This window comes from Bradyrhizobium sp. CB3481 (assembly GCF_029714305.1).
In the GTDB taxonomy this organism is placed as follows: Bacteria; Pseudomonadota; Alphaproteobacteria; order Rhizobiales; family Xanthobacteraceae; genus Bradyrhizobium.
On record NZ_CP121647.1, the window covers coordinates 960315 to 985948 of the forward strand.

At 64.1% G+C, this 25634-nt stretch carries 25 protein-coding genes; 16 read left to right on the plus strand and 9 right to left on the minus strand.

Going from position 1 to position 25634, the window contains the following annotated elements; all coding sequences use genetic code 11:
* Positions 1 to 25 precede the first annotated feature (25 nt).
* On the plus strand, positions 26 to 1279 hold the full coding sequence (locus QA643_RS04600; protein ID WP_283032022.1) for an ATP-binding protein: 1254 nt from the start codon (positions 26 to 28) through the stop codon (positions 1277 to 1279).
* On the opposite strand, the gene QA643_RS04605 is transcribed toward QA643_RS04600, so the two are convergent.
* Complete coding sequence (locus QA643_RS04605) at positions 1203 to 2096, minus strand: YihY/virulence factor BrkB family protein (protein WP_283032023.1); 894 nt, start codon at positions 2094 to 2096, stop codon at positions 1203 to 1205. The two genes, QA643_RS04600 and QA643_RS04605, sit on opposite strands and share 77 nt — an antisense overlap.
* 192 nt (positions 2097 to 2288) lie before the next feature.
* Here QA643_RS04605 and QA643_RS04610 point away from each other — a divergent pair, with 192 nt between their 5' ends.
* The 6 genes from QA643_RS04610 (at position 2289) to QA643_RS04635 (ending at position 6459) form a co-directional block, all read left to right on the plus strand.
* Positions 2289 to 2483 (plus strand): twin transmembrane helix small protein, encoded by a 195-nt coding sequence (locus tag QA643_RS04610; RefSeq protein ID WP_283032024.1) that lies wholly within the window; start codon positions 2289 to 2291, stop codon positions 2481 to 2483.
* Between the two features lie 31 nt (positions 2484 to 2514).
* Entirely contained in the window at positions 2515 to 3087 is a 573-nt protein-coding gene (locus QA643_RS04615) for a cob(I)yrinic acid a,c-diamide adenosyltransferase (RefSeq protein ID WP_283032025.1), read from the plus strand.
* 137 nt (positions 3088 to 3224) lie between these two features.
* Positions 3225 to 3974 carry an electron transfer flavoprotein subunit beta/FixA family protein gene (locus QA643_RS04620; protein WP_283032026.1) on the plus strand — a complete coding sequence of 250 codons (750 nt, stop codon included), beginning with the start codon at positions 3225 to 3227 and terminating at the stop codon, positions 3972 to 3974.
* A complete protein-coding gene (locus tag QA643_RS04625) occupies positions 3974 to 4918 on the plus strand; it encodes an FAD-binding protein (RefSeq protein ID WP_283032027.1) in 945 nt (314 codons plus the stop codon). The genes QA643_RS04620 and QA643_RS04625 overlap by 1 nt, the downstream gene beginning before the upstream one ends.
* A 190-nt stretch (positions 4919 to 5108) precedes the next feature.
* Positions 5109 to 5990: a 3-hydroxybutyryl-CoA dehydrogenase gene (locus QA643_RS04630; protein WP_283032028.1), complete on the plus strand. Its 882-nt coding sequence runs from the start codon at positions 5109 to 5111 to the stop codon at positions 5988 to 5990.
* 280 nt (positions 5991 to 6270) lie between these two features.
* A complete protein-coding gene (locus tag QA643_RS04635) occupies positions 6271 to 6459 on the plus strand; it encodes a putative motility protein (protein WP_283032029.1) in 189 nt (62 codons plus the stop codon).
* Between the two features lie 161 nt (positions 6460 to 6620).
* On the opposite strand, the gene QA643_RS04640 is transcribed toward QA643_RS04635, so the two are convergent.
* Positions 6621 to 7295 (minus strand): TlpA disulfide reductase family protein, encoded by a 675-nt coding sequence (locus tag QA643_RS04640; RefSeq protein ID WP_283032030.1) that lies wholly within the window; start codon positions 7293 to 7295, stop codon positions 6621 to 6623.
* Between the two features lie 133 nt (positions 7296 to 7428).
* On the opposite strand from QA643_RS04640, the gene argH reads away from it, so the two are divergent.
* The 4 genes from argH to QA643_RS04660 all read left to right on the plus strand — a co-directional run bounded on the left by argH (position 7429) and on the right by QA643_RS04660 (position 11644).
* Complete coding sequence (gene argH, locus QA643_RS04645) at positions 7429 to 8820, plus strand: argininosuccinate lyase (RefSeq protein ID WP_283032031.1); 1392 nt, start codon at positions 7429 to 7431, stop codon at positions 8818 to 8820.
* Between the two features lie 108 nt (positions 8821 to 8928).
* Positions 8929 to 9195 carry a lipoprotein gene (locus tag QA643_RS04650; RefSeq protein WP_283032032.1) on the plus strand — a complete coding sequence of 89 codons (267 nt, stop codon included), beginning with the start codon at positions 8929 to 8931 and terminating at the stop codon, positions 9193 to 9195.
* Positions 9196 to 9290: 95 nt separating this feature from the next.
* Positions 9291 to 10556: a diaminopimelate decarboxylase gene (gene lysA, locus QA643_RS04655; protein WP_283032033.1), complete on the plus strand. Its 1266-nt coding sequence runs from the start codon at positions 9291 to 9293 to the stop codon at positions 10554 to 10556.
* Positions 10557 to 10888: 332 nt separating this feature from the next.
* Positions 10889 to 11644 (plus strand): hypothetical protein, encoded by a 756-nt coding sequence (locus QA643_RS04660; protein ID WP_283032034.1) that lies wholly within the window; start codon positions 10889 to 10891, stop codon positions 11642 to 11644.
* A gap of 480 nt (positions 11645 to 12124) precedes the next feature.
* On the opposite strand, the gene QA643_RS04665 is transcribed toward QA643_RS04660, so the two are convergent.
* Both QA643_RS04665 and QA643_RS04670 read right to left on the minus strand, forming a co-directional pair.
* Entirely contained in the window at positions 12125 to 13630 is a 1506-nt protein-coding gene (locus QA643_RS04665; protein WP_283032035.1) for a L,D-transpeptidase family protein, read from the minus strand.
* A 98-nt stretch (positions 13631 to 13728) separates the two neighbouring features.
* Positions 13729 to 14637, minus strand: coding sequence for an NAD(P)-dependent oxidoreductase (locus QA643_RS04670; protein WP_283032036.1), 909 nt, complete (start codon positions 14635 to 14637; stop codon positions 13729 to 13731).
* A gap of 236 nt (positions 14638 to 14873) precedes the next feature.
* Between QA643_RS04670 and QA643_RS04675 the strand changes: the two genes are divergently transcribed.
* Entirely contained in the window at positions 14874 to 17504 is a 2631-nt protein-coding gene (locus tag QA643_RS04675) for a TIGR02302 family protein (protein WP_283032037.1), read from the plus strand.
* Positions 17505 to 17748: 244 nt separating this feature from the next.
* Here the strand turns inward: QA643_RS04675 and QA643_RS04680 are convergent, their stop codons facing one another.
* Together QA643_RS04680 and QA643_RS04685 are read right to left on the minus strand one after the other, a co-directional pair.
* Complete coding sequence (locus tag QA643_RS04680; protein WP_283032038.1) at positions 17749 to 18126, minus strand: response regulator; 378 nt, start codon at positions 18124 to 18126, stop codon at positions 17749 to 17751.
* Between the two features lie 42 nt (positions 18127 to 18168).
* Complete coding sequence (locus QA643_RS04685) at positions 18169 to 19053, minus strand: MJ0042-type zinc finger domain-containing protein (RefSeq protein WP_283032039.1); 885 nt, start codon at positions 19051 to 19053, stop codon at positions 18169 to 18171.
* 199 nt (positions 19054 to 19252) lie between these two features.
* Between QA643_RS04685 and ftsE the strand changes: the two genes are divergently transcribed.
* The 3 genes from ftsE (at position 19253) to QA643_RS04700 (ending at position 21687) form a co-directional block, all read left to right on the plus strand.
* Positions 19253 to 19912, plus strand: coding sequence for a cell division ATP-binding protein FtsE (gene ftsE, locus QA643_RS04690; protein WP_283032040.1), 660 nt, complete (start codon positions 19253 to 19255; stop codon positions 19910 to 19912).
* Positions 19905 to 20876, plus strand: a complete 972-nt coding sequence (locus tag QA643_RS04695) for an ABC transporter permease (RefSeq protein ID WP_283032041.1) — start codon at positions 19905 to 19907, stop codon at positions 20874 to 20876. The genes ftsE and QA643_RS04695 overlap by 8 nt, the downstream gene beginning before the upstream one ends.
* A gap of 97 nt (positions 20877 to 20973) precedes the next feature.
* Positions 20974 to 21687 (plus strand): YdcF family protein, encoded by a 714-nt coding sequence (locus tag QA643_RS04700; RefSeq protein ID WP_283032042.1) that lies wholly within the window; start codon positions 20974 to 20976, stop codon positions 21685 to 21687.
* 102 nt (positions 21688 to 21789) lie between these two features.
* On the opposite strand, the gene QA643_RS04705 is transcribed toward QA643_RS04700, so the two are convergent.
* From QA643_RS04705 to QA643_RS04715, 3 genes are all read right to left on the minus strand, one after another.
* A complete protein-coding gene (locus QA643_RS04705) occupies positions 21790 to 22434 on the minus strand; it encodes a DUF4336 domain-containing protein (protein ID WP_283032043.1) in 645 nt (214 codons plus the stop codon).
* Between the two features lie 376 nt (positions 22435 to 22810).
* Positions 22811 to 23047 (minus strand): hypothetical protein, encoded by a 237-nt coding sequence (locus QA643_RS04710; protein WP_283032044.1) that lies wholly within the window; start codon positions 23045 to 23047, stop codon positions 22811 to 22813.
* 391 nt (positions 23048 to 23438) lie between these two features.
* A complete protein-coding gene (locus QA643_RS04715; protein WP_283032045.1) occupies positions 23439 to 24053 on the minus strand; it encodes a gamma-glutamylcyclotransferase in 615 nt (204 codons plus the stop codon).
* A gap of 111 nt (positions 24054 to 24164) precedes the next feature.
* Between QA643_RS04715 and QA643_RS04720 the strand changes: the two genes are divergently transcribed.
* Positions 24165 to 25352, plus strand: a complete 1188-nt coding sequence (locus QA643_RS04720) for a DUF2125 domain-containing protein (protein WP_283032046.1) — start codon at positions 24165 to 24167, stop codon at positions 25350 to 25352.
* Positions 25353 to 25634 lie beyond the last annotated feature (282 nt).

Sequence of the window (25634 nt, forward strand, 5' to 3'; positions counted from 1 at the left end):
CTGGCGCGGCAGCGGAAGGGGATCAATGGCGGCGAAGCGTTCACGGCGCGTCACACGCCCAACAAAGAAGCGGCGAGCGAAGAAGCGCGTATCCAGCGCTTCGGCGACGGCGCGCGCCGCGCGCAAGTCTGCGGTCTCAGCCTCTGACACGGTCGAGGCCGCGCTGGCGGCCTTTGCGCACGAGGTTCGCACCCCGCTCACGGGCATTCTGGCGATCAGCAACCTCCTGGCGACATCCGAACTCAAGGAGCGCGAACGGCGCTGGGTCGACACCATCAAGGCCGGCGCGGAGCATCTGGCCAGCCTTGCCACGTTGTTCGTCGATGCGGCGCGCAGCAGCGGGCCGGGACTCGACGTGCGACAGGATTTCTTCGATCTGCGCACGCTCGCCCGCAATGCCGGTGATTCGCTGACCGGCCGCGCGGCGGCGAAGGGGCTGCAATCATCGGTGACCATTTCGGACAAGCTGCCCGGATTTGCGGTCGGTGATCCCGTCCGTCTGCGCGCGGCGGTGGAGAACCTGATCGACAATGCCGTGAAATTCACCGACCAGGGCAGTGTCGCGCTGCAGGTCACGCCGGTCCGCGGCACGAAGGACAAGGTCGGCGTCGCATTCGCGGTCTCCGACAGCGGCATCGGCCTGACATTGAGTGAGATCAAGCGGCTGTTCCGACCGTTCTCGCAGGCCAATGTCTCGATCGCATCGCGTTTCGGTGGCGCCGGGCTCGGCCTGTCATCGGTCAGGCAATTGGCGCGCGCGATGGGCGGCGACGTCACCGTGATGCCGCGGCGCGGCGGCGGCACCACCTTTACCCTCACCGTCGTGATGTCTTCCGCCCAAGGCCCGGTCGCCGCGCCGTCCGGCGCCGACGGCGAGGTCTCGACCGGGGCGCTGCGGTCCTTGCGCCTGCTTAGTGTCGAGGACAATCCGTTCGGCCGCGTCGTGCTCAATACGATCCTGACCGAACTCGGCCATCAGGCCGAATTCATCGGTCAGGGCGAGGCGGCGCCGGAGCGGCTCGCGCACGGCGCCTTCGACGCCGTGCTGATGGACATGGTGCTGCCGGGCATCGACGGCGTGGAGGCGATCAGGCGCATTCGCGCGCTGGAGGCGCCGCTCGGCGGCATTCCGATCATCGGCATCTCCGGCCGGAGCGAGGACGAGGCGGCCTCGCGGGCCGCCGGCGCCGATATCTTCCTGGTTAAGCCCGTGTCTCCCCGCGCTTTAGCGACTGCGCTGCATGAAGCGACAGCCCCTTCGGCAACTGCGACTTCATGATGGCCGCATTCAATTCGCCGCCATAGACGAAGATCGCGGAGATGAAATACAGGAACACCAGCGCGATGATGACCGAGGCGAGCCCCGCATACATCGTCACGTAATTGCTGGCGAAGCGCGCCAGATACTGGCCGAATACGATGCCCGAAATCAAAGATGCCACCATCGTGAAGACGATGCCGGGCAGGATCTGCAGGAAGCTTCGCCGTCCGCAGGGTAGCCATGCATGCAGCACGAACAGCGCCACGATCATCGCGCTGATGGTGATGCCGTAGCGGGCGAAAAACAGCACTCTTTCGTTGCTCTCGACGAAGAACGGAATATGGCGGCGCGCCGTTTCCAGGATCAGCGGGCCGAGCACGATCAGGAACGCCATCAGGAGCGACGTGATGGCGGCCACCAGCGTGTAGCCGATCGATTCCAGCCGCAGCCAGTACCAGGCCCGCGGCTCGACCACCGAATAGGCGCGGTTCAAGGCGACCCGCAGCGCCTCGACCCCGTTGGAGGCGAAATAGACCGCGAGCACTGCGCCGACCGTCAGGATATCGCCGCGCGTGGTGGTCAGGACGTCGTGGATTTCGCCCGACAGCGCGTCCGCGACCTGCTGCGGCCAGGTCTGCAGCAGCAGCCCGACGGCGCCGTCGGCGAGCTCCTTGGAGCCGAAAAAGCCGGCCAGCGAGGTCAGCACGATCAGGAACGGAAACAACGCCATCAACGTCGATAGCGCGATATGGCTCGCGATCGCCCAGCCGTCATCGGCGAGGAACGTGTAGAACGCCTCCATCACGACGAGGTAGACAAAGCGAATGAGCCTCACATCTCACCTCGATCAGGGCGATGGCGGTCGGTCCAAAGATATGGCCTCAAGACTTCGTCTCAAGACTCAAGATTTCGTCTCAAGATAGGGGCTAGCATCTGATATTACTGGCCTAAAAGCCAGATCGTCGAGCGGTTACGCGAGGGGTGTGAACGTGTGGAAGTCGGCGCTTCCCGGTGTTATGTAGCGCCAATGACATCTTTTCTGAGTTCAATCGTTCTTCCCATCGCGGTTGCGGCGGTGGCTATCGTGCTGCTGCTTGGCCTCGTCAACATGATGCGGGGCGGCTCGCCGAGCCGCTCGCAGAATTTGATGCGGCTTCGGGTATTGCTGCAGTTCATCGCCATCGTGATCACCATGGTGGTGGTTTGGGCGATCGGCCGCTGAAGGCAAGATCAAGATAGAGAGGGACGCGCCGATGGTCGTGCTCAACCGCATCTATACCAAAACCGGTGATGACGGCACCACCGCGCTCGGCAGTGGCGAGCGCCGTCCGAAATACGATCTGCGCATCAGCGCCTACGGCACCGTGGACGAGACCAACGCCGCCATCGGCGTGGTGCGGCTGCATCTTGGCGAAGCGCGCGACCTCGATGCGATGCTCGGCCGGATCCAGAACGATTTGTTCGATCTCGGGGCCGATCTCGCGGTGCCCCAGCGCGAGGGCAAGGCGGAACGCTTGCGGGTGCTGTCGAGCCAGGTCGAACGTCTCGAGCGCGACATCGATGCACTCAACGAGCACCTCGCGCCGCTGACCTCGTTTGTGCTGCCCGGCGGCACCCCTGCTGCCGCATACCTGCATCTCGCCCGCACCGTATGCCGCCGGGCGGAACGGATTATGGTGGAACTCGCGGCCAGCCCCGAGGAGCCGGTCAGCGGGGCTGCCATTCAATATATGAACCGCCTGTCGGATTTTCTGTTCGTCGCCAGCCGCGCCATGAACGATAATGGGGCGGCAGATGTGTTGTGGGTGCCGGGTCAGAACCGCTAAAGTAAGGCGTTTCCCGGGGCTGATTTTTGGCTTTCGCGCGTTGACCGGCGATAGCGGGGCCTTTAGGTTCCGCGCCCAAAGTCAATATAAGCTGATACCAAGCCAATTAACCCCAGAATTCAAGCGAAAGAGGATCGATGAAGGTTCTTGTGCCGGTAAAGCGGGTGGTCGATTACAACGTCAAGGTCCGCGTCAAGAGCGACGGAACGGGCGTGGAACTGGCCAACGTCAAGATGTCGATGAATCCGTTCGACGAAATCGCGGTCGAGGAAGCGCTGCGGCTGAAGGAGGCCGGCAAGGCGACCGAGGTCGTGGTGGTTTCGATCGGTCCGGCGCAGGCCTCCGAGACGATCCGGACCGGGCTTGCGATGGGCGCCGACCGCGGCATCCTCGTCAAGGCCGAAGGCAACGTCGAGCCCTTGGCGGTCGCCAAGCTTCTGAAGGGCGTGGCCGAGGCGGAGAAGCCCGGCCTGATCATTCTCGGCAAGCAAGCGATCGATGACGACTCTAACCAGACCGGCCAGATGCTGGCGGCGCTGCTCGGATGGTCGCAGGCGACCTTCGCCTCCAAGCTCGAAGTCGACGGTTCTGACTTCAAGGTCACGCGCGAGGTCGACGGCGGCCTGCAGACCGTGCAGCTCAAGGGACCAGCGATCGTCACCACGGACCTGCGCCTCAACGAGCCGCGCTATGCGTCGCTGCCCAATATCATGAAGGCGAAGAAGAAGCCGATCGACGACAAGAGCGCCGCCGACTACGGCGTCGATCTTTCGCCGCGTCTCGAAGTTCTTAGGACTGCCGAACCGGCGGGCCGCAAGGCAGGCGTCAAGGTCAAGGACGTCGCCGAGCTGGTATCCAAACTCAAGACCGAAGCCGGGGTGCTCTGATGACGACGCTTCTGATTGCCGAACACGACAATGCGTCGATCAAGGACGCCACCAACAAGGCGCTGACGGCAGCCGCTGCGCTCGGCGCCGACGTGCATGTGCTTGTCGCCGGCGGGAATGCCAAGGCGGCGGCCGATGCCGCTTCCAAGCTGGCCGGCGTCACAAAGGTGCTGCTTGCCGACAACGCGGCCTATGCGCATGACCTCGCCGAGCCGCTGGCCGCGCTGATTGTGTCGCTGGCTTCCGGCTATGACGCCTTCGTCGCGCCCGCGACCTCGCGCTTCAAGAACGTGATGCCGCGCGTCGCGGCCCTGCTCGACGTGATGCAGGTGTCCGAGATCACCAAGGTGGTCTCGCCTGACACGTTCGAGCGGCCGATCTATGCCGGCAACGCGATCCAGACAGTGAAGTCCAAGGATGCCAAGAAGGTCATCACGGTGCGCACCTCGACTTTCGCCGCGGCTGGCGAGGGCGGCAGTGCGCCGGTGGAGAATGCCGCCGCTGCGGCCGATCCGGGCCTTTCCAGCTTCGTCGGTGAGGAGGTCGCCAAGAGCGACCGTCCGGAGCTGACCTCGGCGAAGATCATCGTCTCTGGCGGGCGCGCGATGCAGAGCCGCGAGAATTTTGCCAAATATATCGAGCCGCTCGCCGACAAGCTCGGCGCAGGCGTCGGCGCCTCGCGCGCCGCGGTCGATGCCGGCTACGCGCCGAACGATTGGCAAGTTGGTCAGACCGGCAAGGTGGTCGCTCCGGAACTTTATGTCGCCATCGGCATATCGGGCGCAATCCAGCATCTCGCCGGCATGAAGGATTCCAAGGTGATCGTTGCGATCAACAAGGATGAAGACGCGCCGATCTTCCAGGTTGCCGATTATGGCTTGGTCGCCGACCTCTATCAGGCGGTTCCGGAGCTGACCGAGGCACTCGGCAAGCTCGGGAAATAAAAAGTCAGATCGGCCGGACGCGCAACGTCCGGCCGATTATTTACCTTAAGCGGTTGCGGGCGAAGTGGATTAAGCTTCGCGTGAAGATTACGTGCCAATGGTGGGACCGAAACCTCGGGTTCGATGGTATCGTATCTCAGGTTTGGAGATGAACAGGCGCGATATGCGCGCCGTTCCGGTGGATGACAAAATGGCGGTGACAATCAAGAAGGTCGGCGTGATCGGCTCGGGCCAGATGGGCAACGGGATCGCGCATGTGGCGGCGCTCGCCGGCTTCGACGTGGTGCTCAACGACGTCTCCGACGAACGGCTGAAGTCGGCGATGGCAACCATTAACGGTCATCTGTCGCGCCAGGTCGCCAAGCAGACCATTACCGACGACGCCCGCAAGCAGGCGCTGGCTCGGATCTCCTCGACCGAGTCGCTGGATGGCCTCGCCGATTGCGATCTCGTGATCGAGACCGCGGTCGAGAAGGAAGAGGTCAAGCGCAAGATCTTTCACGAACTCTGTACGGTGCTGAAGCCGGAGGCGATCGTCGCCACCAACTCGTCGTCGATCTCGATCACGCGCCTCGCCGCCTCGACCGATCGTCCCGAGCGCTTCATCGGTATTCATTTCATGAATCCGGTGCCGGCAATGGAACTGGTCGAACTGATCCGCGGCATCGCCACCGACGACACCACCTTCGACACATCAAAGGAGTTTGTCGGCAAGCTCGGCAAGCAGGTCGCGGTATCCGAGGATTTCCCGGCCTTCATCGTCAACCGCATCCTGCTGCCGATGATCAACGAGGCGATCTACACGCTCTATGAGGGCGTCGGAAACGTTGAGGCGATCGATGCGGCGATGAAGCTCGGCGCGCATCACCCGATGGGGCCGCTGGAACTGGCCGACTTCATCGGCCTCGACACCTGTCTCTCCATCATGCAGGTGCTGCATGAGGGGCTCGCCGATTCGAAATACCGGCCGTGCCCGCTGCTGGTGAAATACGTCGAGGCCGGCTGGCTCGGCCGCAAGACGCAGCGCGGTTTCTACGATTATCGCGGCGACAAGCCGGTTCCGACGCGCTAACGGCGGCGCTCCCCGGATGCTGCGCAGCACGAAGTGATGCGCTGCTGATCCGGGGTCCGCCACATATTTTATTTCCATCCAGCCGCATATGGATCCCGGCTCAGCGGAGCAGCGTTGCACGCTGCTCCGCGTCCGGGACACGATGGAAGACGCACCGCGGCTCCACGAGTTTTTGGTTGTACTTGGTCCGCCTCTCTACCGCGCACTACCGCGCACGATCTCCAAGCATTCGTTAACCGGTGCCGGGGTAGGGTGCACTCGCGTTTAAGGAGTGCTGCGTATGGATATGATGGCTATGGTTTCAAGCATGCTCGCCATGCAATCGGCGGGCACGCAGCAGCAGATCCAGACCTCGATCATCAAGCAGAATGCGGACGCGGAGAAAGCCGCGGTCCAGACGCTGCTCGGCATCCCCTCGACCGCCAATCTCGCCCCCGGCGTCGGCGGCAATCTGAACGTTACGGCCTGAAATTCCTGTTCGACCCTCATGGTGAGGAGGCGCAAAGCGCCGTCTCGAACCATGCGGCCCGGCTCGTGCCATTCATCCTGCGAGACGCGCGAAGACGCGCTCCTCAGGACGAGGTCTGACGGTCGGGATTCGATAAGGGCGGGGCGATCGACCCGCGGTCGCTATGACCCCGCCTTCATCGGCTGCATCGCGGCCTTGATCAGCTTGATCGCATCGTCGCTGGCCCATTCGGCGGGACCGGCGAGGTTGGCGATCTCGCAGCCCTGGGCGTCGACCAGCACCGAGGTCGGCATGCCCAGCGCCTTGCCTATGCTTTTAAGGTCCTGAAAAACCTTGGCTTTTGAGTCGGCGAAGTAGCCGAGCCGGGTCAGGTTGGCCTCTTTCAGGAAGTTTTTCGGCTTCTCGGGGTCGCGGGTGTCGATATTGATGGCGATCACTTCGAAATCCTTAGCCCCGAGCTTGGCCTGAAGAGCATCCAGCGCCGGCATCTCCTTGCGGCACGGCACGCACCAGGTGGCCCAGAGGTTCACCAGCACGGTCTTGCCGCGCCATTCCGACAGTTTCCGCGGCTTGCCCTCGGCATCCTCGAAGGCGAGGTCGGGCAGCTTCAGTGGGCTTGTCGCCATGGTCAGCGCCGCCACCTCGCCGTGGGCCAGCGGCGATATCTTGCGGGCCAGTTCGACCGCGGCCGTGCAGGAGGGATCGCCACCCGTGCCGCGCTTGAGGCCGCCGAGCCCGTAAAATGCGCCGAGGCCGACGACGCCCGCGGCCACCACCGCGCCGATGGCGATCGGGAGCCGGCGCGAGGCCGGGCGGGGCGGGGGTATTTCGGGCATATCGTTTGTCATCCTGGGTCAGATATGGCTATGCAGGGCGCAAGATTACGGTGGAGTTACGGTCGAAACCGGCGCGGCGTTTCGCCGGGGCGATGTACGGCCGGACGATATAGATGACAGGGCTTGGGAAGTCATGAGCAACAAGATGTGGGGCGGCCGGTTCACCGAACGCCCCGATGCGATCATGGAGGAAATCAACGTCTCGATCGACGTCGACCGTCACCTCTTTGCCCAGGACATCACCGCGTCCAAGGCCCACGCGGCCATGCTGGCCGCACAAGGCATTATCACCGCGAGTGATGCGAAAAATATCGGCAAGGGTCTAGACACGATTTTGTCAGAAATCGGCAAAGGCTCGTTCGATTTCAAGAGCGCGCTCGAAGACATCCATATGAACGTCGAGAGCCGGCTGTCCGAGCTGATCGGGCCGGCGGCAGGCCGGCTGCACACCGCGCGCTCGCGCAACGACCAGGTGGCGACCGATTTCCGCCTCTTCGTCCGCGACACGATCGACGAAACGGACGCCGCGCTCGCCGCCTTCCAGCATGCGCTGGCTAGCCGTGCGCTGGAACATGCCGCAACCGTGATGCCCGGCTTCACCCATCTGCAGACCGCCCAGCCGGTGACGTTCGGCCACCATCTGCTCGCCTATGTCGAGATGGCCGCGCGCGACCGCGGCCGGTTTGCTGACGCGCGCAAGCGGCTGAACGAATCGCCGCTCGGGGCCGCGGCGCTGGCCGGAACCTCGTTTCCGATCGATCGCCATGCGACCGCCAAGGCGCTCGGCTTCGACCGACCGATGGCCAATTCGCTGGATGCGGTCTCGGACCGCGATTTCGTGCTGGAGACCCTGTCGGCGGCGTCGATCGCGGCCGTGCACATGTCGCGCTTTGCCGAGGAGATCGTGATCTGGACCTCGCCCTTGGTCGGCCTCGTGCGGCTCTCCGACAAGTTCACCACCGGCTCTTCGATCATGCCACAAAAGCGCAATCCGGACGCCGCCGAGCTGGTGCGCGCCAAGACCGGCCGGGTGATCGGCGCGCTCAACGGTCTCTTGATCGTGATGAAGGGCCTGCCGCTCGCCTATCAAAAGGACATGCAGGAGGACAAGCAGGGGGCGATGGAGGCGTTTGCCGCGCTCTCGCTGGCGATACGTGCCATGACGGGCATGGTCCTCGACCTCGTGCCCGACGAGGGCAGGATGAAGGCCGCCGCCGGCGAGGGCTATGCCACCGCCACCGACCTCGCCGACTGGCTGGTGCGGACGCTGAAAATGCCCTTCCGCGACGCCCACCACGTCACCGGGCGCATCGTTGGCCTCGCGTCGAAGCAGGGTATCGCCCTGCACGAGCTGCCGCTCAAGGCGATGCAGGAGGTCGAGCCAAAAATCACCGCTGACGCCCTGAGCGTGCTGGCGGTCGAAGCCTCCGTCAAAAGCCGAACCAGCTATGGCGGCACCGCGCCGAAGAACGTCACTTCCCAAGCCAAGGCCTGGCTGAAACGGCTCGAAAAAGAGCAAAAATAGGCCTGACGAGAAAAATTTCGCTGCAATTTCATGGTTGTCCGTGGCGCTTCGGCACTCGCCATACCCTGGCAATCTTTGTATGGTGCGCCGCGCATTGGGGATTTCGTCGTGATCAGTAACTTCCGCCCGTCATCGTCGGGATGGGCCATTATCCTGCTCAGCGTCACCGCGCTCGCGCTTGGCGGCTGCGGACGCAAGGGCGGGCTCGATCTGCCGCCGACCGCGGCGGCGCCGCAGGCCGGGGTCACGTCGGATACCGATACCGAGCGCGCGGCGCAGCCTGGCGTCTTCAACCCGACCTACGGCGCCGACGCAGGCCCGTCTGCCCCCAAGGGCAACAAGAAGAAATTCGTGCTCGATCCGCTGCTGGACTAGAGTCTTATTTTGACGCGTTTTCTTGACGCGAACCGGTATCCATCCCCGGACCAAGTCCGAGGACATGCTTCGCTTGAAAACGCTATGAGCGCGCCATGAATCACTTCGATTATCGCAACGGCGTGCTGCACGCCGAGGCCGTCAACCTGTCCGAACTGGCCGACGCCGTCGGCACGCCGTTCTATTGCTATTCGACCGCGACGCTGGAGCGTCACTACCGCGTCTTCTCCGAGGCCTTTGCCGGCGAGAAGACGCTGGTGTGCTACGCCATGAAGGCGAATTCGAACCAGTCGGTGCTGCGCACGCTGGCCAAGCTCGGCGCCGGGGCGGATGTGGTCTCGGGCGGCGAACTCAAGCGCGCGCTGGCGGCGGGAATCCCGCCGAGCAAGATCTTGTTTTCCGGCGTCGGCAAGACGGAAGCCGAGCTGCGCGCGGCGCTCGCCGCCAACATTCTCTGCATCAACGTCGAATCCGAGCCCGAACTGGAATTGCTGTCGAAGCTCGCGGTCGAAACCGGCCGCACCGCGCGGATTTCGCTGCGCGTCAATCCGGACGTCGACGCCGGCACCCATGCCAAGATCGCCACCGGCAAGTCCGAGAACAAGTTCGGCATTCCGATCGCGCGCGCCCGCGAGGTCTATGCCCGCGCCGCAAAGCTCCCGGGCATCGAGGTGACCGGCACCGATATGCATATCGGCAGCCAGATCACTGATCTCAGCAAGATGGAAGCCGCGTTCCGGATTCTGTCCGATTTCGTGCAGGTGCTGCGCGCCGACGGCCATACCATCGAGCACATCGATTTCGGCGGCGGGCTCGGCATTCCCTACCACGCCGACCGCGAAGCGCCGCCGCTGCCGTCGGTCTATGCGGCGATGGTCAAGCGCGTCACGCACAATCTCGGCTGCACGCTGATGTTCGAGCCGGGCCGCATGATCGTCGGCAATGCCGGCATCCTGGTTTCCCGCGTCATCTACGTGAAGCCGGGCGAGGCCAAGAACTTCGTCATCATCGACGCCGCGATGAACGACCTGATCCGCCCGACGCTCTATGAGGCGCACCACGACATCCTGCCCGTGCGCGAGCCGGCCAAGGGCACGCTGACGATCACCGCCGACGTGGTCGGCCCGGTCTGCGAGACCGGCGACTATCTCGCGCTCGACCGCAACCTGCCCGAGCCGAAGGCCGGCGATCTCCTCGCCATCATGACATCAGGCGCCTATGGCGCGGTGCAGTCCGGCTTCTACAACACAAGGCCGCTGGTGCCGGAAGTCCTGGTCAAGGACGACCAGTACGCCGTGGTCCGCCCGCGCATCGAGGTCGACGAGCTGATCGCGATGGATCGGCCTGCGCCTTGGTTGTGATCAATATGCTGCCCAGTCTCAGGTGGTATCGTAACGTCTGCTTCAAGGCTGAGTCCGCGCTACTTCCATACCGAAAACGTTTTGAGCGGATGTAAACTAATTCATATACGGCACAGCGCCATCGCAGTACGCTTTGATCCGCTACCGCGTCGGTCCCGCAGCGGCTTTTGAAGCCGTGCAATGTACTCAAGCCGGTTCGAACCCGTGCTGCGATGACCCCAGACGCCAATTTTGAATGGCAGGCTTGCCTGCTGTGAAACAGCAGGCGAATCATACTGAAGCAATTGTCGGATCGCCTTGGCGCGCGCAATCGCATGCGCAGGTAGGTCGCTATGGACCGAACTGCTGACAAGGAAAGCGGGTACGCCATATCGCATCGCTCGATGCGAAGACAAAGTGGCGATTCTTTCATTGCGATGCTCTTCACCGCATGCATCGTCTTCTTCGCGAGCGAAGCCGGTGCTCAATGCACAGCCCGAGCCGTCTTGCAGAACCGTTTGACGTTCAAGGCTGCTCCCTCCGTTACACCGCCGGCTCCGATCAAATCCGTCTTCGCGGTTCCGGTATGGCGAACGATTACAGTCGGGACCTTTGCAAATTCTTTTGCGCTGCTTAACGCGTTGGACGCAGCGGGCTGTGGCATCGGCGGCCTCGCTGAGGAAATTCTCGCTCGGCCGGCCTTTAATGTCGGCACTAAGAAAACCAGCGTGGAATTATTTGCGGTGTCGGCCGCCGAACTCGGCTTTCCACCCGATACCGTTCGGCTGGCGGACGTTTATGCGCGCGCTCAACAATTGGGTTTCGGACTGGCGGCGGCAGAGGTCGGTCCGCAACTGAGGCTGCAATACTTCGATCAGCCGATGGGCGAATTTCTCATTGCAATGGAGCCGATCAAAACGTGGAAGGGAGAGCCTGTCATTCTCGCCGTAGCTAATGGCGGAGCGGGATTGGTCCTCCTCGGCCGAGATGGCAGTGCCGATGCAGAAATATCTGCAGCGTCTCGCTTCCTGTTCGTGCGGTCCAACGAAGCCGCATTGGCCAAGGCGGTCCGCGGGATTGAGGAGGCTGCAGGGCTCGGCCGTCGCTGAGTTTCTGAACCGAACGCCCCGGGGCGACAGTTCCTGATCTGAAGAGCAACCGAGCGTCCGCGGGACGACAGACGAGGAGCAGCGATCATGGAATCAATTCCGCGTAAGCCACTCCGAACGGCTTGTCTTTGCGGCTTGGCGCTTCTGAGCGTGACGTGCTCGCCAGGCCCGGCCCATGCTCGTCCGATGCTGTTGCCATCGGAGCAGTTTCCCGGCCCCTGGCTGGAAATTACGCAAGAGATCAGAGACCCCCTTACGCTCAACGGGGTCTCTGCCTGTAGTCAGGCAGCGGGCCGCGAATCGTCGCGCAATCCCGGCGAATATCTCTTGTACTGCACATCGGACGAGAAGCTTTGGACAAGCTGGCGCGTCCAACCTGCGGCGCGCATTGTTCGCGGTCCGGGTCGGCTCTTCCGGGGCATCGGACCGCCGGACGGATACTAAGACCAGCCAAGCGGGGGGTAGGGCGCAGAAACGGGTTCACCAGCTCTGAAAAGGACCGCCAAAAGGCGAGCGCCAGAAAGGTGTGCCGCGTGGGTAGGGATAGCGGAATTCGCTTGGCGTACTGCGCCGCCGCTTCTTGATGCCGCCTTGCGGCTCGCCGCTGAGCAGCACCACGAATTCCGTCCCTTTTCCGGTTTCAGCGCTCAACGGTTCGTCTGTGACGATCAGGGAGGATCGCGGCGCGATGGCCGTGATGCGATCCAGCGCGTCCTGCGCAATGGTGATGCGGTCGAGCGCGGCCTTTGCAGCGTTCAAATCCGTCGGTGCTGGCTCGAGGTCTCGGCTGCTGCTTGCGCGCGCCCGGTCGTGCGCCGCGGCAGTCTCCGCATGCTTGCTGCTCAATAACGACACCACGTTCCAGCGCAAGTGGTCGTCGGACGTACGCTCTGCGGCGGTAAAGACATGTGTTCCGATGGGACGATCGGGATCGGCGATCGTGACGGGACTTTCAAAGACCGCCTCGAATGCTTGCCGGACATAAAGCTTCTGAGTCTTGCGGCTGATCAGCACCGACATCGGCTGCAGTTCGCGCGCGATCTTGCGGGCGGCCTCGGCGGCCAGGTATCGCGCGGCCTCCGCTGCTGCGGCGGCTTCACGCGCCGACGCGACAGCGTCCAGCTTCTGTTGCAGATCGGCTTTGGCGGCCTCCCATTGCGTCTGCATCTCCGCGAGCTTGGCGGCAGCCTGCGCCTTGGCGCTTTCGGCCTGCTCCTTTTCCTCCGCTGACTTGGCAGAGCCGAGCGCAGCCTCGGCGGCGGCCAATTGCGCCGCGGCCTTGAGCTTCAGATTTTCTACCGTGCGCATCGGCGCCGTGGCCGCCGTGACCTCCCGCGACGCCGTCGCCACGGCGAGCTTCACATTGGCCGCTTTCTTCGCCGCCTCTTGCGCCTCGGCCGCGCGGGCGGCGGCGAGGGCAACGGCGCCGGGCTTGGGCTGGAACAGAAGCGGATGGGCGATCTCGACCGGCGCCACGTCGGTCGGCGCCACGATCACCCGCATGCCTATCTTGGTCTCGCCGAACAGGCGTTCGGCGAAGTCGTAGGGCAGGCGCACGCAGCCGTGCGACGCCGGACGTCCCGGCAGGACCCCGCCATGAAGAGCGATGCCCGACCAGGTGATCCGCTGCATGTGCGGCATGAAGGCATCGTCATAGAGGTTGGAGTAGTGCTCCTCCACCTTCTGGATGATGCTGAAGATGCCCGCGGGCGTCTCGCGTCCCTTGGTGCCGCTCGACACCGGCGCCCGCAGGATCCATCCCTTGGCGTCGTAGACGGTGATGCGCTGGTTGTGGAGCGAGACGATGGCCATGATCGGATCGCCGGCGCTGCGCGACTGAACGGTCTCGACCGGGCGTTCGCTCCGGCCGCTTCTGGCGGCGGCATCGTTTCCCGCTGCGACAAGGGCGAGAAGACCGGCAACAGCAGCACAGGCGGCCTGTAGCCGCCTTCGCCAAAACTTCGAACTCACGCAACGAGACGGCATGCGCGTCCCACTGATCAATCGAATCAACGGCCAGCTTTGCACTCAAATATGTTGCAAACCTAGCGCCACTCGGTCGCGTTTGCCAACCTGGAACTGCGCTACTTCGCCGCGTGGCCGCCCTTCGCCCCGCCGACCACGACGCCCGCCGCCTTCTCGATCGGCTTGATGGCGACCGTAAAGTCCGACTCGGCGCCCTCGTCGCGGATGATGACTTCCCAGAGCCGGCCGACCGCTTCGGCGACCTCCATCGACAGTCCCAGCGATTTCATCTCTTCCAGCGCGAGCCGCACATCCTTCACCATCAATCCGGTGGCGAAGCCGAAATCGAAGCTGCGCGGCAAGACCGAGCGCGGAAACTTGTCACGGCTCGCCGTGTTGAGCCCGGAGCCGGCATTGATGACGTCGATCATCACGGACGGATCGAGCCCGGCCTTGACGCCCATCACAACCGCTTCGGACGTTGCGACCATCGCGGTGGCCGAGAGGAAATTATTGGCCAGCTTCATCGTCTGCGCCGCGCCGGGTTTTTCGCCGATGAAGAACAGTTTTCCGATCAGGCCGAGCGCCGGCTTGATTGTCTCGTAATCGGCGCGCGGGCCGGAGACCATCACCGCCAGCGTGCCCTTTTCGGCGCCGCCGACGCCGCCGCTGACCGGGCTGTCGATCTGCACGATGTTCTGCTTGGCCAGCAGGCCGTGAATCTTCGCAGCCATCTGCGAGCCGACGGTGGAGAGATCGACGAAGCGCCTGACGCGCTTGCCCTCGATCACGCCGCCTGAACCGGTCGCAACCTCGAGCGAAGCCTGCAGCGACGGCAGGCTCGCCAGCACGGTCTCGCAGCGGTCGGCGACGTCCTTCGGCGAGGATGCGGCCTGCGCCCCGAGCGCGATCAGTTTGTCGGTGGCTTCCTTGCGCGCATCGAATACGGTGAGCTGATGCCCGGCCTCGATCAGCCGGCGCGCCATCGGAAAACCCATGTTCCCGAGGCCGATGAATCCGATTTCCACGGTGTCTCCTCAAATTTTCATGTCGCGTGAAGCGGCTCGTCCGCCGAAGCCCGGCGAAGGCGGAAAGCAATCCACGCCACCTCGTATTTTTACGGTTCGGCGCAGAAATTACGGGCTCAAGGCGGCATAGTCACGCCTTCGTGTTATGCGTATTTCCGGGTGTGGGTTACCCGCGGAACAGGTGCCTCATTGCCGCCGTTGTGCTAGGCTGACTTGTCGGCAACCCGGAGAGATTGTTGAACGGCGTTTTCCCTGACCCCGCTAATAACCCCGCGCGCGAGCCGGATAGCGCTGCGCGGCTGCAGCTGACGCAGGCCCTGCAACGGGCTCAGTATGCGATCGCGTGGGAACGCGCCTGGCCGGGGTTTGCCCGGCTTTTGAGCGTCATCGGATTGTTTCTGGTGGTGTCGTGGGCTGGCCTGTGGCTGGCGCTGCCGTTCGTTGCGCGCGCCATCGGCATCGCTCTGTTCGTCGTGCTGGCGCTCGCGGCCGCGCTGCCCCTGCTGCGGTTTCGCTGGCCGACCCGTGAAGAGAGTTTGAGCCGGCTCGATCGCGGCACCGGCATCCGCCATCGCCCGGCCACCGCGCTCACCGATACGCTGCAATCCAAGGACCCGATCGCGCAGGCTTTGTGGCGCGAGCAGCGCGAGCGCACGCTGGCCTCGATCAAGCGCATCCGCGCTGGCCTGCCGTCGCCACGGCTCGCGATCCACGATCCCCGGGCGCTGCGTGCGCTGGTTGTGGTGATGCTGGTGGCCGCCTATGTCGCCGCTGGCGACGAGCGCGCGCTGCGTATTGCTGCGGCGTTCGACTGGAACGGCGTGCTGGCGCCTGCCAACGTCCGGGTCGATGCCTGGGTGACGCCGCCGAACTACACCGGCAAGCCGCCGATCATTCTGTCCGCTGCCAACAAGGACGCGGCCTCGCCCGAGAGCGGGCCGCTGTCGGTTCCCTCGGGCAGCACGCTCCTGGTGCGTTCCAGCGGCGGCACCATCGACGTCGTGGTCGGCGGCGGGGTAACCGAGATCGCGCCGAGCGAACAGGCGCCGAAGGGCACCAACGAACGGCATTTCAAGATCGCATCCGACGGCACCGCGCATGTCCGTGCGCCCTCCGGCCAGCCGCTGTGGCGTTTCGCCGCGACGGCCGACCGGGCGCCGACCATCTCGCTGGCCAAGGATCCGGAACGGCAGGCCCGCGGCTCGCTGCAGATGTCCTACAAGCTCGAGGACGATTACGGCGTCACCGAAGCCCGCGCGCAATTTGCCGCCCGCGCGCCGGATGCGGCGAAGGAAGGCAATAAGGACAGTAACAAGGAAGCCAGCAAGGACGGCGACAAGGCTGGGCCGCGGCCGCTGTTCGAGCCGCCGCAGTTTCCGCTGGTGCTGCCCAATGCGCGCACCCGCAACGGTGTCGGGCAGACGGTGAAGGACCTCAGCGAGGACCCCTATGCCGGCGCCGACGTCACGCTGACGCTGACGGCCAAGGACGAGGCCGGCAATGAGGGCAAGAGCGAGCCGCACAACATGCGGCTGCCGGAGCGGCTGTTCACCAAGCCGCTCGCCCGCGCGCTAATCGAGCAGCGCCGTATCCTGGCGCTCGACGCCAACCAGAATTCGCAGGTCTATACCGCGCTCGATGCGCTGATGATCGCGCCTGAGCTGTTCACGCCGGAGGCCGGCCACTATCTCGGTCTCTACAGCGTGGCGCGGCAGCTCGAAGCGGCGCGCACCGACGATGCGCTGCGCGAAGTCGTCGCCAGCCTGTGGGCACTCGCCGTCACCATCGAGGACGGCAATATCACCGATGTCGACAAGGCCCTGCGCGCGGCGCAGGAGGCGCTCAAGCAGGCGCTGGAGCGCGGCGCCAGCGATGAGGAGATCAAGAAGCTCACCGACAATCTGCGCGCCGCGCTGGATAATTTCCTGCGTCAGCTCGCCGAGCAGTTCCGCAACAATCCCCAGCAACGGGATCGCCCGCTCGATCCCAACACCAAGATGCTGAGCCAGCAGGATCTCAAGAGCATGCTCGACCGGCTGGAGCGGATGTCGCGCTCCGGCGACAAGGAGGCTGCCAGGCAGCTTCTGGAACAGTTGCAGCAGATGCTGGAAAACCTGCAGATGGCGCAGCCCGGCCAGGGCGACTCCGAGATGGAGCAGGCGCTCAACGAGCTCGGCGACATGATCCGCAAGCAGCAGCAGCTCCGCGACAAGACCTACAAGCAGGGTCAGGACCAGCGCCGCGACCGCTCGCGCGGCAAGCAGGGCGACCAGAGCATGGGCGACCTGCAGCAGGACCAGCAAGGCCTGCGCGACCGGCTGAAGAAATTGCAGGAAGAGCTCGCCAAGCGCGGCATGGGCCCGGGACAGCGCGGCCAGCAGGGCCAGCGCGGCGACCAGCAAGGACAACAAGGCCAACAAGGTCAGGGCCAGCAGGGCCAGGGCGGCGATCAGGGTGACGGCGAGGATGGGCTCGATCAGGCCGATTCGGCGATGGGCGACGCCACCGGCCGCCTCGGCGAAGGCAATGCCGATGGTGCCGTCGATTCGCAGGGGCGGGCGCTGGAGGCGCTGCGCAAGGGCGCCCAGAGTCTTGCCGAAGCGATGCAGCAGGGCGACGGCGACCAGCCGGGTGACGGCCCCGGCAATCCCCGGGGCCGCCAGCAGGGCGCGGCCAACTCGACCGATCCGCTCGGACGGCCGATGCGCCACAACGAGTTCACTGACGATTATACGGTGAAGATCCCCGGCGAGATCGACGTGCAGCGCGTGCGTCGCATCCTCGAAGAACTGCGCCGCCGCCTCGCCGATCCGTCCCGCCCGCAGATCGAACTCGATTACATCGAGCGGCTGTTGAAGGATTATTGATTTCGCTCGATGCCGTAGGGTGGGCAAAGCGCAGCGTGCCCACCATTCAAGCCAACACGTGCGGAAAGATGGTGGGCACGCTTCGCGCTGCCCACCCTACGCCTCCTCATCGCTCAACTGTCGTCACCCGCGAAGGCGCGAAGGTGGGTGACCCAGTATTCCAGAGACGTCAGTAGTTGAATCGAGAAGCCGCGGCGTACTGGGTCCCCCGCTTTCGCGGAGGACGACAACGGTGAATGTGGTTTCAACCGTTCTTCCTCGCCGCCAGCGCATCCGCCACCGCGGTGCGGATGTCGTGCACCGAAAACGGCTTCGTCACCACGTCGTGCACGATGGCGTTGAGGCCGGAGGCGCGTTCGCGCTGATCGGCAAAGCCGGTCATCAAGAGAATCTTCAGGTCAGGAAAATCGCGCGCCGCCGTCAGCGCCAGTGCGATGCCGTCCATGACAGGCATCTGGATGTCGGTCAGCAGCAGGTCGAACGCGCCCTGTTCGCGGGTCAGGATATCGAGCGCTTCGGCGCCGTCCTCGGCGGTGAGGATCTCGTGGCCGTCCATCGCGATGGCGCGTGCGACCAGCGTGCGCATGGAATCTTCGTCGTCGGCGATCAGCACGCGTGGCATGAAGTCGTGTCTCTTGAGCCTTGGTAGGACAAGGCGGCCCGTTCAGGCGTGGCCGGCCAGGTCCCGCTTGTGGAAAAAGCGTACGTCGATATTGCGGCCTTCGGGCGGCGGCGAGGCCAGGCGCGACTTGAAATAGGCGCGCTCGCCGGGCTTGAGCACCGGCTGCTCGAGCACCGCATTCCAGGCGTAGATCTCCGCGCCCTGCGCGTCGCGAACGGAGAAGCGCAGGCGCGGCAGTTCGACCGCTTTCATGGTTTCGCCGATGATCACGCCCTCGATGACCAGCACCGGCTTGCCGTCGACGGTCTCGTTGGTGATCTTGATGTCCTTGAACGCCAGTCCGCGCAGGTTCACTTCCAGCCCGACCAGCTTGTAGAAGGTCGCGGTCTGCGGTAGCAGCCGCACGACGTCGGCCCGCCAGATCGTCAGCGCCAGAATCAGCGCGCCCATGGCGGCGCAGGCGGTCGGCAGGCCAATGGACGGCATAAAGGGAATGCGGGGCAGGGAAGGCAGCCGGAACAGGCGGGCCAGCCGCTGGCGGTGTGTGGTGACCGGCATTTCCTCATGATCTTCTGCCGCCTGTCGGGCGGCCGACGGCCAGTCGCTGTCGCCGCCAGTCTGCGAAGCCTCGCCCTCGGCCGGCCAGCCGGCCGAAATCGAGGGGCTGTCGACCACGGGGGTATCCTGCTCCGCTTCGGCGCGCGCCATTGCCTCCCATTCGGCGGCGGCATCATCGGCGGCCGGCGGGCTCGATGGCGCCTGATTTGGCATGGCTGCCGGCGCGGCGGCGGCCAGTTCGATCGCGTCCTCGGGCCGGGCCAGCCAGGTTTCCTTGCAGCGGGAGCAGCGGACGGTGCGTCCGGTGGTGCCCAAGGTACCCGGATTGATGGCGTAAGATGTTGTACAATGGGGGCAAATGATATGCATGGAGCCCAGCTCACCAGTGTCGTCGTCCGGATGCTACATAGCGACCGTTAACGAATCGGAAACCATAACGGTCGCACAACCGTTTTGTCCGGTTAGTACCCAAACCAACGGGGCCGGCGTCCCGGGTTCGGGCTCGTCCCCCGGTTCAGGTTCAAGGCCGGGATTTCGGGTCGCGGCTCATGTCGAGCGGAGCTGAGCTTTGGTTCGGTTCGAAAATGTCGGTTTGCGGTACGGGCTCGGCCCGGAGATTCTGCGCGACCTCTCCTTCATGATTCCGGCCCATTCGTTCCAATTCCTCACCGGACCCTCGGGCGCGGGCAAGACCTCGCTGCTGCGGCTGTTGTTCCTGTCGCTGCGGCCGACCCGCGGTCTCGTCAATATTTTCGGCCAGGATGTCTCGTTGGCCGGCAAGGACCAGATCGCCGACATGCGCCAGAAGATCGGCATCGTGCTGCAGGATTTCCGCCTGCTCGATCACATGACCACCTACGAGAACGTGGCGCTGCCGTTCCGCGTGATGGGCCGCGAGGAATCCAGCTATCGCCGCGAGGTGATCGACCTCCTGAAATGGGTGGGGCTCGGCGAGCGCATGGATGCGCTGCCGCCGATCCTGTCGGGCGGTGAGAAGCAGCGAGCGGCCATCGCGCGCGCGGTGATCTCGCGGCCGCAATTGCTGCTGGCGGACGAGCCGACCGGCAGCGTCGATCCGACGCTCGGCCGGCGCCTGCTGCGGCTGTTCATCGAACTGAACCGGCTCGGCACCGCCGTGATCATCGCAACCCATGACATCACGCTGATGGACCAGTATGAGGCACGGCGGATGGTGCTGCACCAGGGACGGTTGCATATCTATGAGTAGGGTCGGTGACGAGCATGGGCCGCTGGTGGACCTCGGCACCGAACGCCCGCAGGTGCCGGCCCGCGCGCGCAACATGTCGCCGATCGTGCCGCGGGCCTCGATCTCCGGCCGCGCGCTGGTCGCCGTCGTGGCCATCATGACGTTCCTCGCCTCGATCACCACGGGCACGGTGTTCCTGGTCAGCGCCTCGGCGGCCGAATGGCAGTCGGAAGTCGCGAGCGAAATCACCGTCCAGGTGCGCCCCGCGGCCGGGCGAGATCTCGAGCGCGACGTGACCGCGGCGGCAGAGGCGATGCGGACCCAGCCCGGCATTGTTCAGGTCAAGCCGTTCAGCAAGGATGATTCGGCGAAACTCCTGGAGCCGTGGCTCGGCAGCGGGCTGTCGATCGAGCAGCTGCCGGTACCGCGCGTCGTCGTCGCGCGGGTCCAGCCTGGCACGACGCTGGATCTGGCTGCCCTGCGCCGCGCCGTCACGCAGGCGGCGCCGTCGGCGAGCGTCGACGACCATCGCGCCTGGATTGAGCGCATGCGCTCGATGACCGGGGCGACCGTGTTCGCCGGCATCGGCATCCTCGTGCTGGTGATCGCGGCGACCATCATTTCGGTGTCATTTGCGACCCGCGGCGCGATGGCGGCGAACCGCCCGATCGTCGAGGTCCTGCACTTCGTCGGCGCCGGCGACCGCTATATCGCCAACCATTTCCTGCGGCATTTCCTCCGGCTCGGCCTCGAGGGCGGGGTGATCGGCGGCGGCGCCGCGATGCTGGGATTCGGCTTCTCCGAATCGATCGCCGGCTGGTTTTCGGGCACCCCGGTCGGCGATCAGTTCGCCGCGCTGCTCGGCACGTTTTCGCTGCCGCCCTCGGGCTATCTGGCGCTCGCGGTGCAGGCGGTGGCGATTGCGGCCATTACCGCCTGGGCCTCGCGGCGCACGCTGTTCGCCACGCTGGATGACATCGATTGACGGTGGCGGCGTGTTGCCGTGAAGCAAGTCACGGACCAGGACTCCACTTCGCGTCAAAACGTTCTAGAATTGTACAGGAAACGGACAGCCGGATCAGATGGACTTGCAGGACGACGATAGCACGCCGAGAACGCGGGCCAGGCCGCCGCGCGGATGGCTGCGCGCGACCATCGTCGGCGGCATGGCAGTCCTGTTCGTCGGCGCGGCGGTCGGCTTCATCGCGTTTCTCTCGCAACTACGCGGCGTCGAGATCAAGCCGGCGCGCAACGCCGACGGCATCGTGGTGTTCACCGGCGGCTCGTCGCGGGTGTCGGATGCGATGGAATTGCTGGCCGCCGGCTACGGCAAGCGGCTGTTGATCTCGGGCGTGCATCCGACCAACGCGGTCAGCGACATCTCGCGCTCGCTGCCGGACAACCATGCGCTGCTGCGCTGTTGCGTCGATCTCGACCGTTCCGCCGCCAACACGCGCGGCAATGCTGCGGAGACCCGGCGCTGGGCCCGCGAGCGCGGCTTCACGTCGCTGATCGTGGTGACGTCGAACTACCACATGCCGCGCGCCATCCTGGAATTGTCGCATGCGATGCCTGACGTGACGCTGATTCCGTTCGCCGTGATCGGCGACCGCTGGCGCGACGAGCCGTGGTGGACCAGCGGCGCGACGCTGCGCCTTCTGTTGTCGGAATACGCGAAATATGTCGCCGCCGAAGTGCGCGTGCGGCTGGCCGATGTCGGCATCGAGGTGATGCCGGAAGCCTCCGACCAGCCTGTTCAGGCGCCGCGCCGTCCGGCGACCGCGCAGGCTAATTAGGGCGCGTACATCAACAGCGAAAGGTGCGTCCGGCTTTATTTCGGCTTCGTCCGCAAAGCGGACATCAGTCAAAGGCGTCGGGCCAAAGGTGGAATCGGCTTCTCAACGCGTCTGGCTTCCAAATATCCTGCCGAGGACATCGTTGGCGTGACATTCGAAACACCGGCCATGGCTGAGCACAATGTGCTCCGGTTGCCAAGAATGGATCTTTGCGAATGCTGCTTTAGCCCTTCGCGGCTGCAGCAATAGCGCCAGCCGCATGCCAAAGAATATTTGCCCATAGGGATGGTACATCCCGCTTAGCTTTGTCGCCGTTCGGCACGGCTCCGGCATCTTATCGAGCTCGATGTTGATAATCGTGTCCGTGAGGACCAGCGTCTTCGATTTCTTGTGAAAGAAAATGAACTCTTTGAAGTACCCACCGGGAAATAGCGTTTGGTCGATGTCTTGCCGCCATTCTTCTGGCGGAACGAAGCCGAGGTCTCGCGCAAACGATACATCGACGCGCCGAGCGCGCGCTCTTTGCCGCACACGCGGTGAAGCCCATGTAATCGCGTGGGGAAAGGCTCTCGACCACTCCCCGATATGGGCATAATGAAACTGGTTAGGTGAAACCAGATGTCGGATTGCTCCAATCCGCTGCAGCTCACTCGCTAGCGACTGATCAAATTTGATCGGCGAGTGCAGGAATAGATCACCATTCGAAAGACGCACGACCGTCATCCGTGTAGTGAACGGCAGTGGCAACCTGACGCCTCCCGCAGTCAAGTACTCGAGTGGCCCATCGACTATGCCGATGTCCGGCCCCATCGGCTTGAGTACGTTGATTGGCTCGTAGAGCGAGGCTCGCAAGGATCACATTCTCGATAGCTTGTTGCAGAAGTATCGCTGATCGCAAGAACTCTGCAACGGGTTAAAGGCGGTCCCCATGGTAGGACAAGCGCTGCGTCGGGAAGCCATCTGATCGCGCCATGACGCAGTGCGCATCACCCGGTCGATCCCATCGTTCGATGAGCAGTTCGTTTGCGCGGCTGTCGATAGTGGGCGCAAGAGCAAGGGAGGCTGCCATGTAAGGCAGCCTCTTTCTAGCTTGATGATATTTCCGCACTCCGTCGCGAGCCCGTCATGGGGACACATCCCAACGTGGAGATGAGGCAAGGCTCACGCCGATCTCGGCGTCGCGTGTGGGCTTCCGATCAGTCTCGAACAACCATTGTGAGGCCTCGATATTCGTGGCGCAGCGTTCGAGCCAGCGAGCCACGAGAAAATCAACCCGTGTGGCAAATCGCACTCGGACTGCTTTCAGCCTCGCATGCAGGCTGTGATCGAATGGTTTCTTGACATCATTGCGGGCGCTCATCTTGCCCTCCTGCCGGTCCGGCGGAGGGGAGACCCTGCGCCGGGAGTTATGCGCTTGCTTTGCGGATCAGCCCCGCCTGGAGCTGAAAATTCGGACCCTGTGCCACCACAGACATGCACGACCCATCGGCCGGCCAAATAAGCGGCCGGACACGGGCGGCAGTTTCCGCGATGTCTGTGCGTGCGTTGCGCATTAGGGTCCTCAAGCGTACAGGCATTTCACCCGCGGCGAATGTCATGATCTAAACGCAGAGAAAATTCAGCGCGTCAATATCCAGCTTCACAAGGCGCGGGGATTTGTTGAGTGCCAGTAATTTTAGAACACGGGCGCGGCCGGCCGTGTTCGAAAATTTCAGGTAGCAGGGCTGGGTTTTATATCAGCTTGACGCAGGTCAATATGCCCCTAGGTCACCGGTCCCTGTCCTCCGGGGAAGCAGCACCGCATGCTGGTCGTGCAGCATCGCCGCGAGCCGGTGAAGTTGCGAGTCTCGAAAGCCTTCGGCCTCGATCGCCTTCACGGTGGCGAGCACATAATCGCGATTGACGCCGGATTGGCCGTGGCCTTGCAGCACGTGGCGCAGTTGTTCGGCAAGCGACAGCCGTCCAGCATATTGCACATGGCCGCGGTCGACCACGTAGACCAGCGCGCTGACGCGTTCACGCGCCTCGTTCTCCAGCCATACCGATCGTTTCACCTCGCGATAGACCGAGGTGACCTGCTCGCGCTCGCGCAAATAGGCGACGGTGGCGTCGCGATTCTTTTCCGCGACACGGAACGCGATGCCGCGGCAGGCGCCTCCGCGATCGAGCCCGAGCACCAGGCCGGGCTTTTCGGGCGTGCCGCGATGGACGAAGGAATAGACGCAGAGCGCGCGGTGTTCGCCGATCAGCCGCGCCGGCAACCGTTCGGTGAATTCAAAGCCGGGCCGCCACATCAGGGAGCCGTAGCCGAACACCCAGAGGTCGTCCGCGGAGAATTTCGTATCGTTCAGCGTATTTGCCGCCATGCTGACCGCAGCGCTAGCAGAACGGAACGGCAAAGCGAAGCGAATTCAATGCCTTTCGTTGTGGAAAGCGGATGCTTACATTCGCCCCAATCGCTAGCCAAAGGACGCCGCATGCCTGACATGACCCCCGCGCCGCGCCGGCGCCCGCTGTGGCGCCTCTTCATCATGCCCGTCTTGCTTGCCGTTGCTGCCGCGGCCTGGAGCGCGTTCTGGTTCTATGCCGCCTCGGAAGTCGACGTGCGTGCCGATGCGTGGGCTGCACGCGAGGCACAGTCGGGCCGCGTCTATGCGTGCGGCAAGCGCTCGGTGGCCGGCTTCCCGTTCCGCTTCGAAGTCCGCTGCGAAGACGCCAGCGTGTCGCTGGTCTCGCAGACCGCGGGCGGGCAGGAGCGGTTCACCGCGCGGCTCGGCGAGATCATGGTGATCGCGCAAGTTTACCAGCCGAAATTGTTGATCGCCGAATTCAAGGCGCCGGCAACGCTTTCCGACAGCGGCCAGCCGCCCTCGATGAGGGTGAACTGGAGCCTCGGCCAAAGCAGCGTGGTCGGGCTGCCCGACAATCCGCAGCGCGCCTCCATCGTGTTCGACAATCCTTCGATCGATCGCATCAACGGCCCGGTCGCGACGCCGCTCGCCCGCGCCGGCCGCATCGAGCTGCACGGCCGCGTCGCCGACGGCTCGGTGAAGAACAATCCCGTGATCGACGCCGCATTCAAGATATCGGGCGGCAGCCTGCAGGAAGTTCATCCAGTGCTCGCAGCCACGTTCGATGCCGATGTCGAAACCAAGCTCACCGGCCTAAAGGATCTTACGCCAAAGCCGTGGCCCGAACGGTTCAGGGAGCTGCAGGCAGCGGGCGGCCATGTCGAGATCGTGCGTTCGCGGGTTCAGCAGGGCGATCTGGTCTCGGTGGCCGCCGGCACGCTGCGCCTCAACGAGCAGGGCCGGATCGACGGCGAACTGCAGATGACGGTCGCCGGGATCGAGAAGGTCGTTCCGTTGCTCGGCATCGAAAAGATGCTGGAGGAGGGCGTGCCGCAGGCCACCCTTGATCGCGTCGCGCCCGGCGTGAAGAGCAAGGACCTCAACAATCTCTTTGGCGCGCTCGACAGGGCGGTCCCTGGCCTTGGCAAGGTCGTCAAGCAGAATGCCAATGCCGGCGTCACCGCCGGGATCAATGCACTCGGCAAGGAGGCGGAGCTGGAAGGCAAGAAGGCCCGCGCCTTCCCGCTGCGCTTCGTTGACGGGGCGGTGTTTTTAGGGCCGATAAAGGTGGGCCAAGTGCCGCCGCTGTTCTGAAATAGTCGTGACGCGCCGGGATGAATGGCCTTGTCCACCTGTCATCGTCCGCCTTGTGCGCAATTGCGCACTGGGGCGGACGATCCACTATTCCAGAGGCGCTGGTGATCGAACGAAGGGGCTCGGCGTGCTGAATCCCCCGCCTTCGCGGGGGATGACGAGTTGTGCAATCTCGCTATCGCTTCGCTCGCAATGATGGTGATCGGCCTTCGCCCGTCCCAGTCGCACAGACCATCAAGTTCCGGTGCTTGCGGCCTCGTCGGGGGTCGCCGAAGCGTGATC

What these genes read in the sequence shown, in the direction of transcription:
- QA643_RS04665 (WP_283032035.1), bottom strand. Translation starts at nt 13,630, where the DNA reads ATGCCGTCTCGTTGCGTGAGTTCGAAGTTTTGGCGAAGGCGGCTACAG.
- QA643_RS04700 (WP_283032042.1), top strand. Translation starts at nt 20,974, where the DNA reads ATGGACTTGCAGGACGACGATAGCACGCCGAGAACGCGGGCCAGGCCG.
- QA643_RS04620 (WP_283032026.1), top strand. Translation starts at nt 3,225, where the DNA reads ATGAAGGTTCTTGTGCCGGTAAAGCGGGTGGTCGATTACAACGTCAAG.
- QA643_RS04685 (WP_283032039.1), bottom strand. Translation starts at nt 19,053, where the DNA reads ATGCATATCATTTGCCCCCATTGTACAACATCTTACGCCATCAATCCG.
- QA643_RS04720 (WP_283032046.1), top strand. Translation starts at nt 24,165, where the DNA reads ATGCCTGACATGACCCCCGCGCCGCGCCGGCGCCCGCTGTGGCGCCTC.
- QA643_RS04635 (WP_283032029.1), top strand. Translation starts at nt 6,271, where the DNA reads ATGGATATGATGGCTATGGTTTCAAGCATGCTCGCCATGCAATCGGCG.
- QA643_RS04715 (WP_283032045.1), bottom strand. Translation starts at nt 24,053, where the DNA reads ATGGCGGCAAATACGCTGAACGATACGAAATTCTCCGCGGACGACCTC.
- argH (WP_283032031.1), top strand. Translation starts at nt 7,429, where the DNA reads ATGAGCAACAAGATGTGGGGCGGCCGGTTCACCGAACGCCCCGATGCG.
- QA643_RS04680 (WP_283032038.1), bottom strand. Translation starts at nt 18,126, where the DNA reads ATGCCACGCGTGCTGATCGCCGACGACGAAGATTCCATGCGCACGCTG.
- QA643_RS04710 (WP_283032044.1), bottom strand. Translation starts at nt 23,047, where the DNA reads ATGAGCGCCCGCAATGATGTCAAGAAACCATTCGATCACAGCCTGCAT.
- QA643_RS04610 (WP_283032024.1), top strand. Translation starts at nt 2,289, where the DNA reads ATGACATCTTTTCTGAGTTCAATCGTTCTTCCCATCGCGGTTGCGGCG.
- QA643_RS04615 (WP_283032025.1), top strand. Translation starts at nt 2,515, where the DNA reads ATGGTCGTGCTCAACCGCATCTATACCAAAACCGGTGATGACGGCACC.
- QA643_RS04695 (WP_283032041.1), top strand. Translation starts at nt 19,905, where the DNA reads ATGAGTAGGGTCGGTGACGAGCATGGGCCGCTGGTGGACCTCGGCACC.
- QA643_RS04630 (WP_283032028.1), top strand. Translation starts at nt 5,109, where the DNA reads ATGGCGGTGACAATCAAGAAGGTCGGCGTGATCGGCTCGGGCCAGATG.
- QA643_RS04625 (WP_283032027.1), top strand. Translation starts at nt 3,974, where the DNA reads ATGACGACGCTTCTGATTGCCGAACACGACAATGCGTCGATCAAGGAC.
- QA643_RS04600 (WP_283032022.1), top strand. Translation starts at nt 26, where the DNA reads ATGGCGGCGAAGCGTTCACGGCGCGTCACACGCCCAACAAAGAAGCGG.
- QA643_RS04640 (WP_283032030.1), bottom strand. Translation starts at nt 7,295, where the DNA reads ATGCCCGAAATACCCCCGCCCCGCCCGGCCTCGCGCCGGCTCCCGATC.
- QA643_RS04660 (WP_283032034.1), top strand. Translation starts at nt 10,889, where the DNA reads ATGGACCGAACTGCTGACAAGGAAAGCGGGTACGCCATATCGCATCGC.
- lysA (WP_283032033.1), top strand. Translation starts at nt 9,291, where the DNA reads ATGAATCACTTCGATTATCGCAACGGCGTGCTGCACGCCGAGGCCGTC.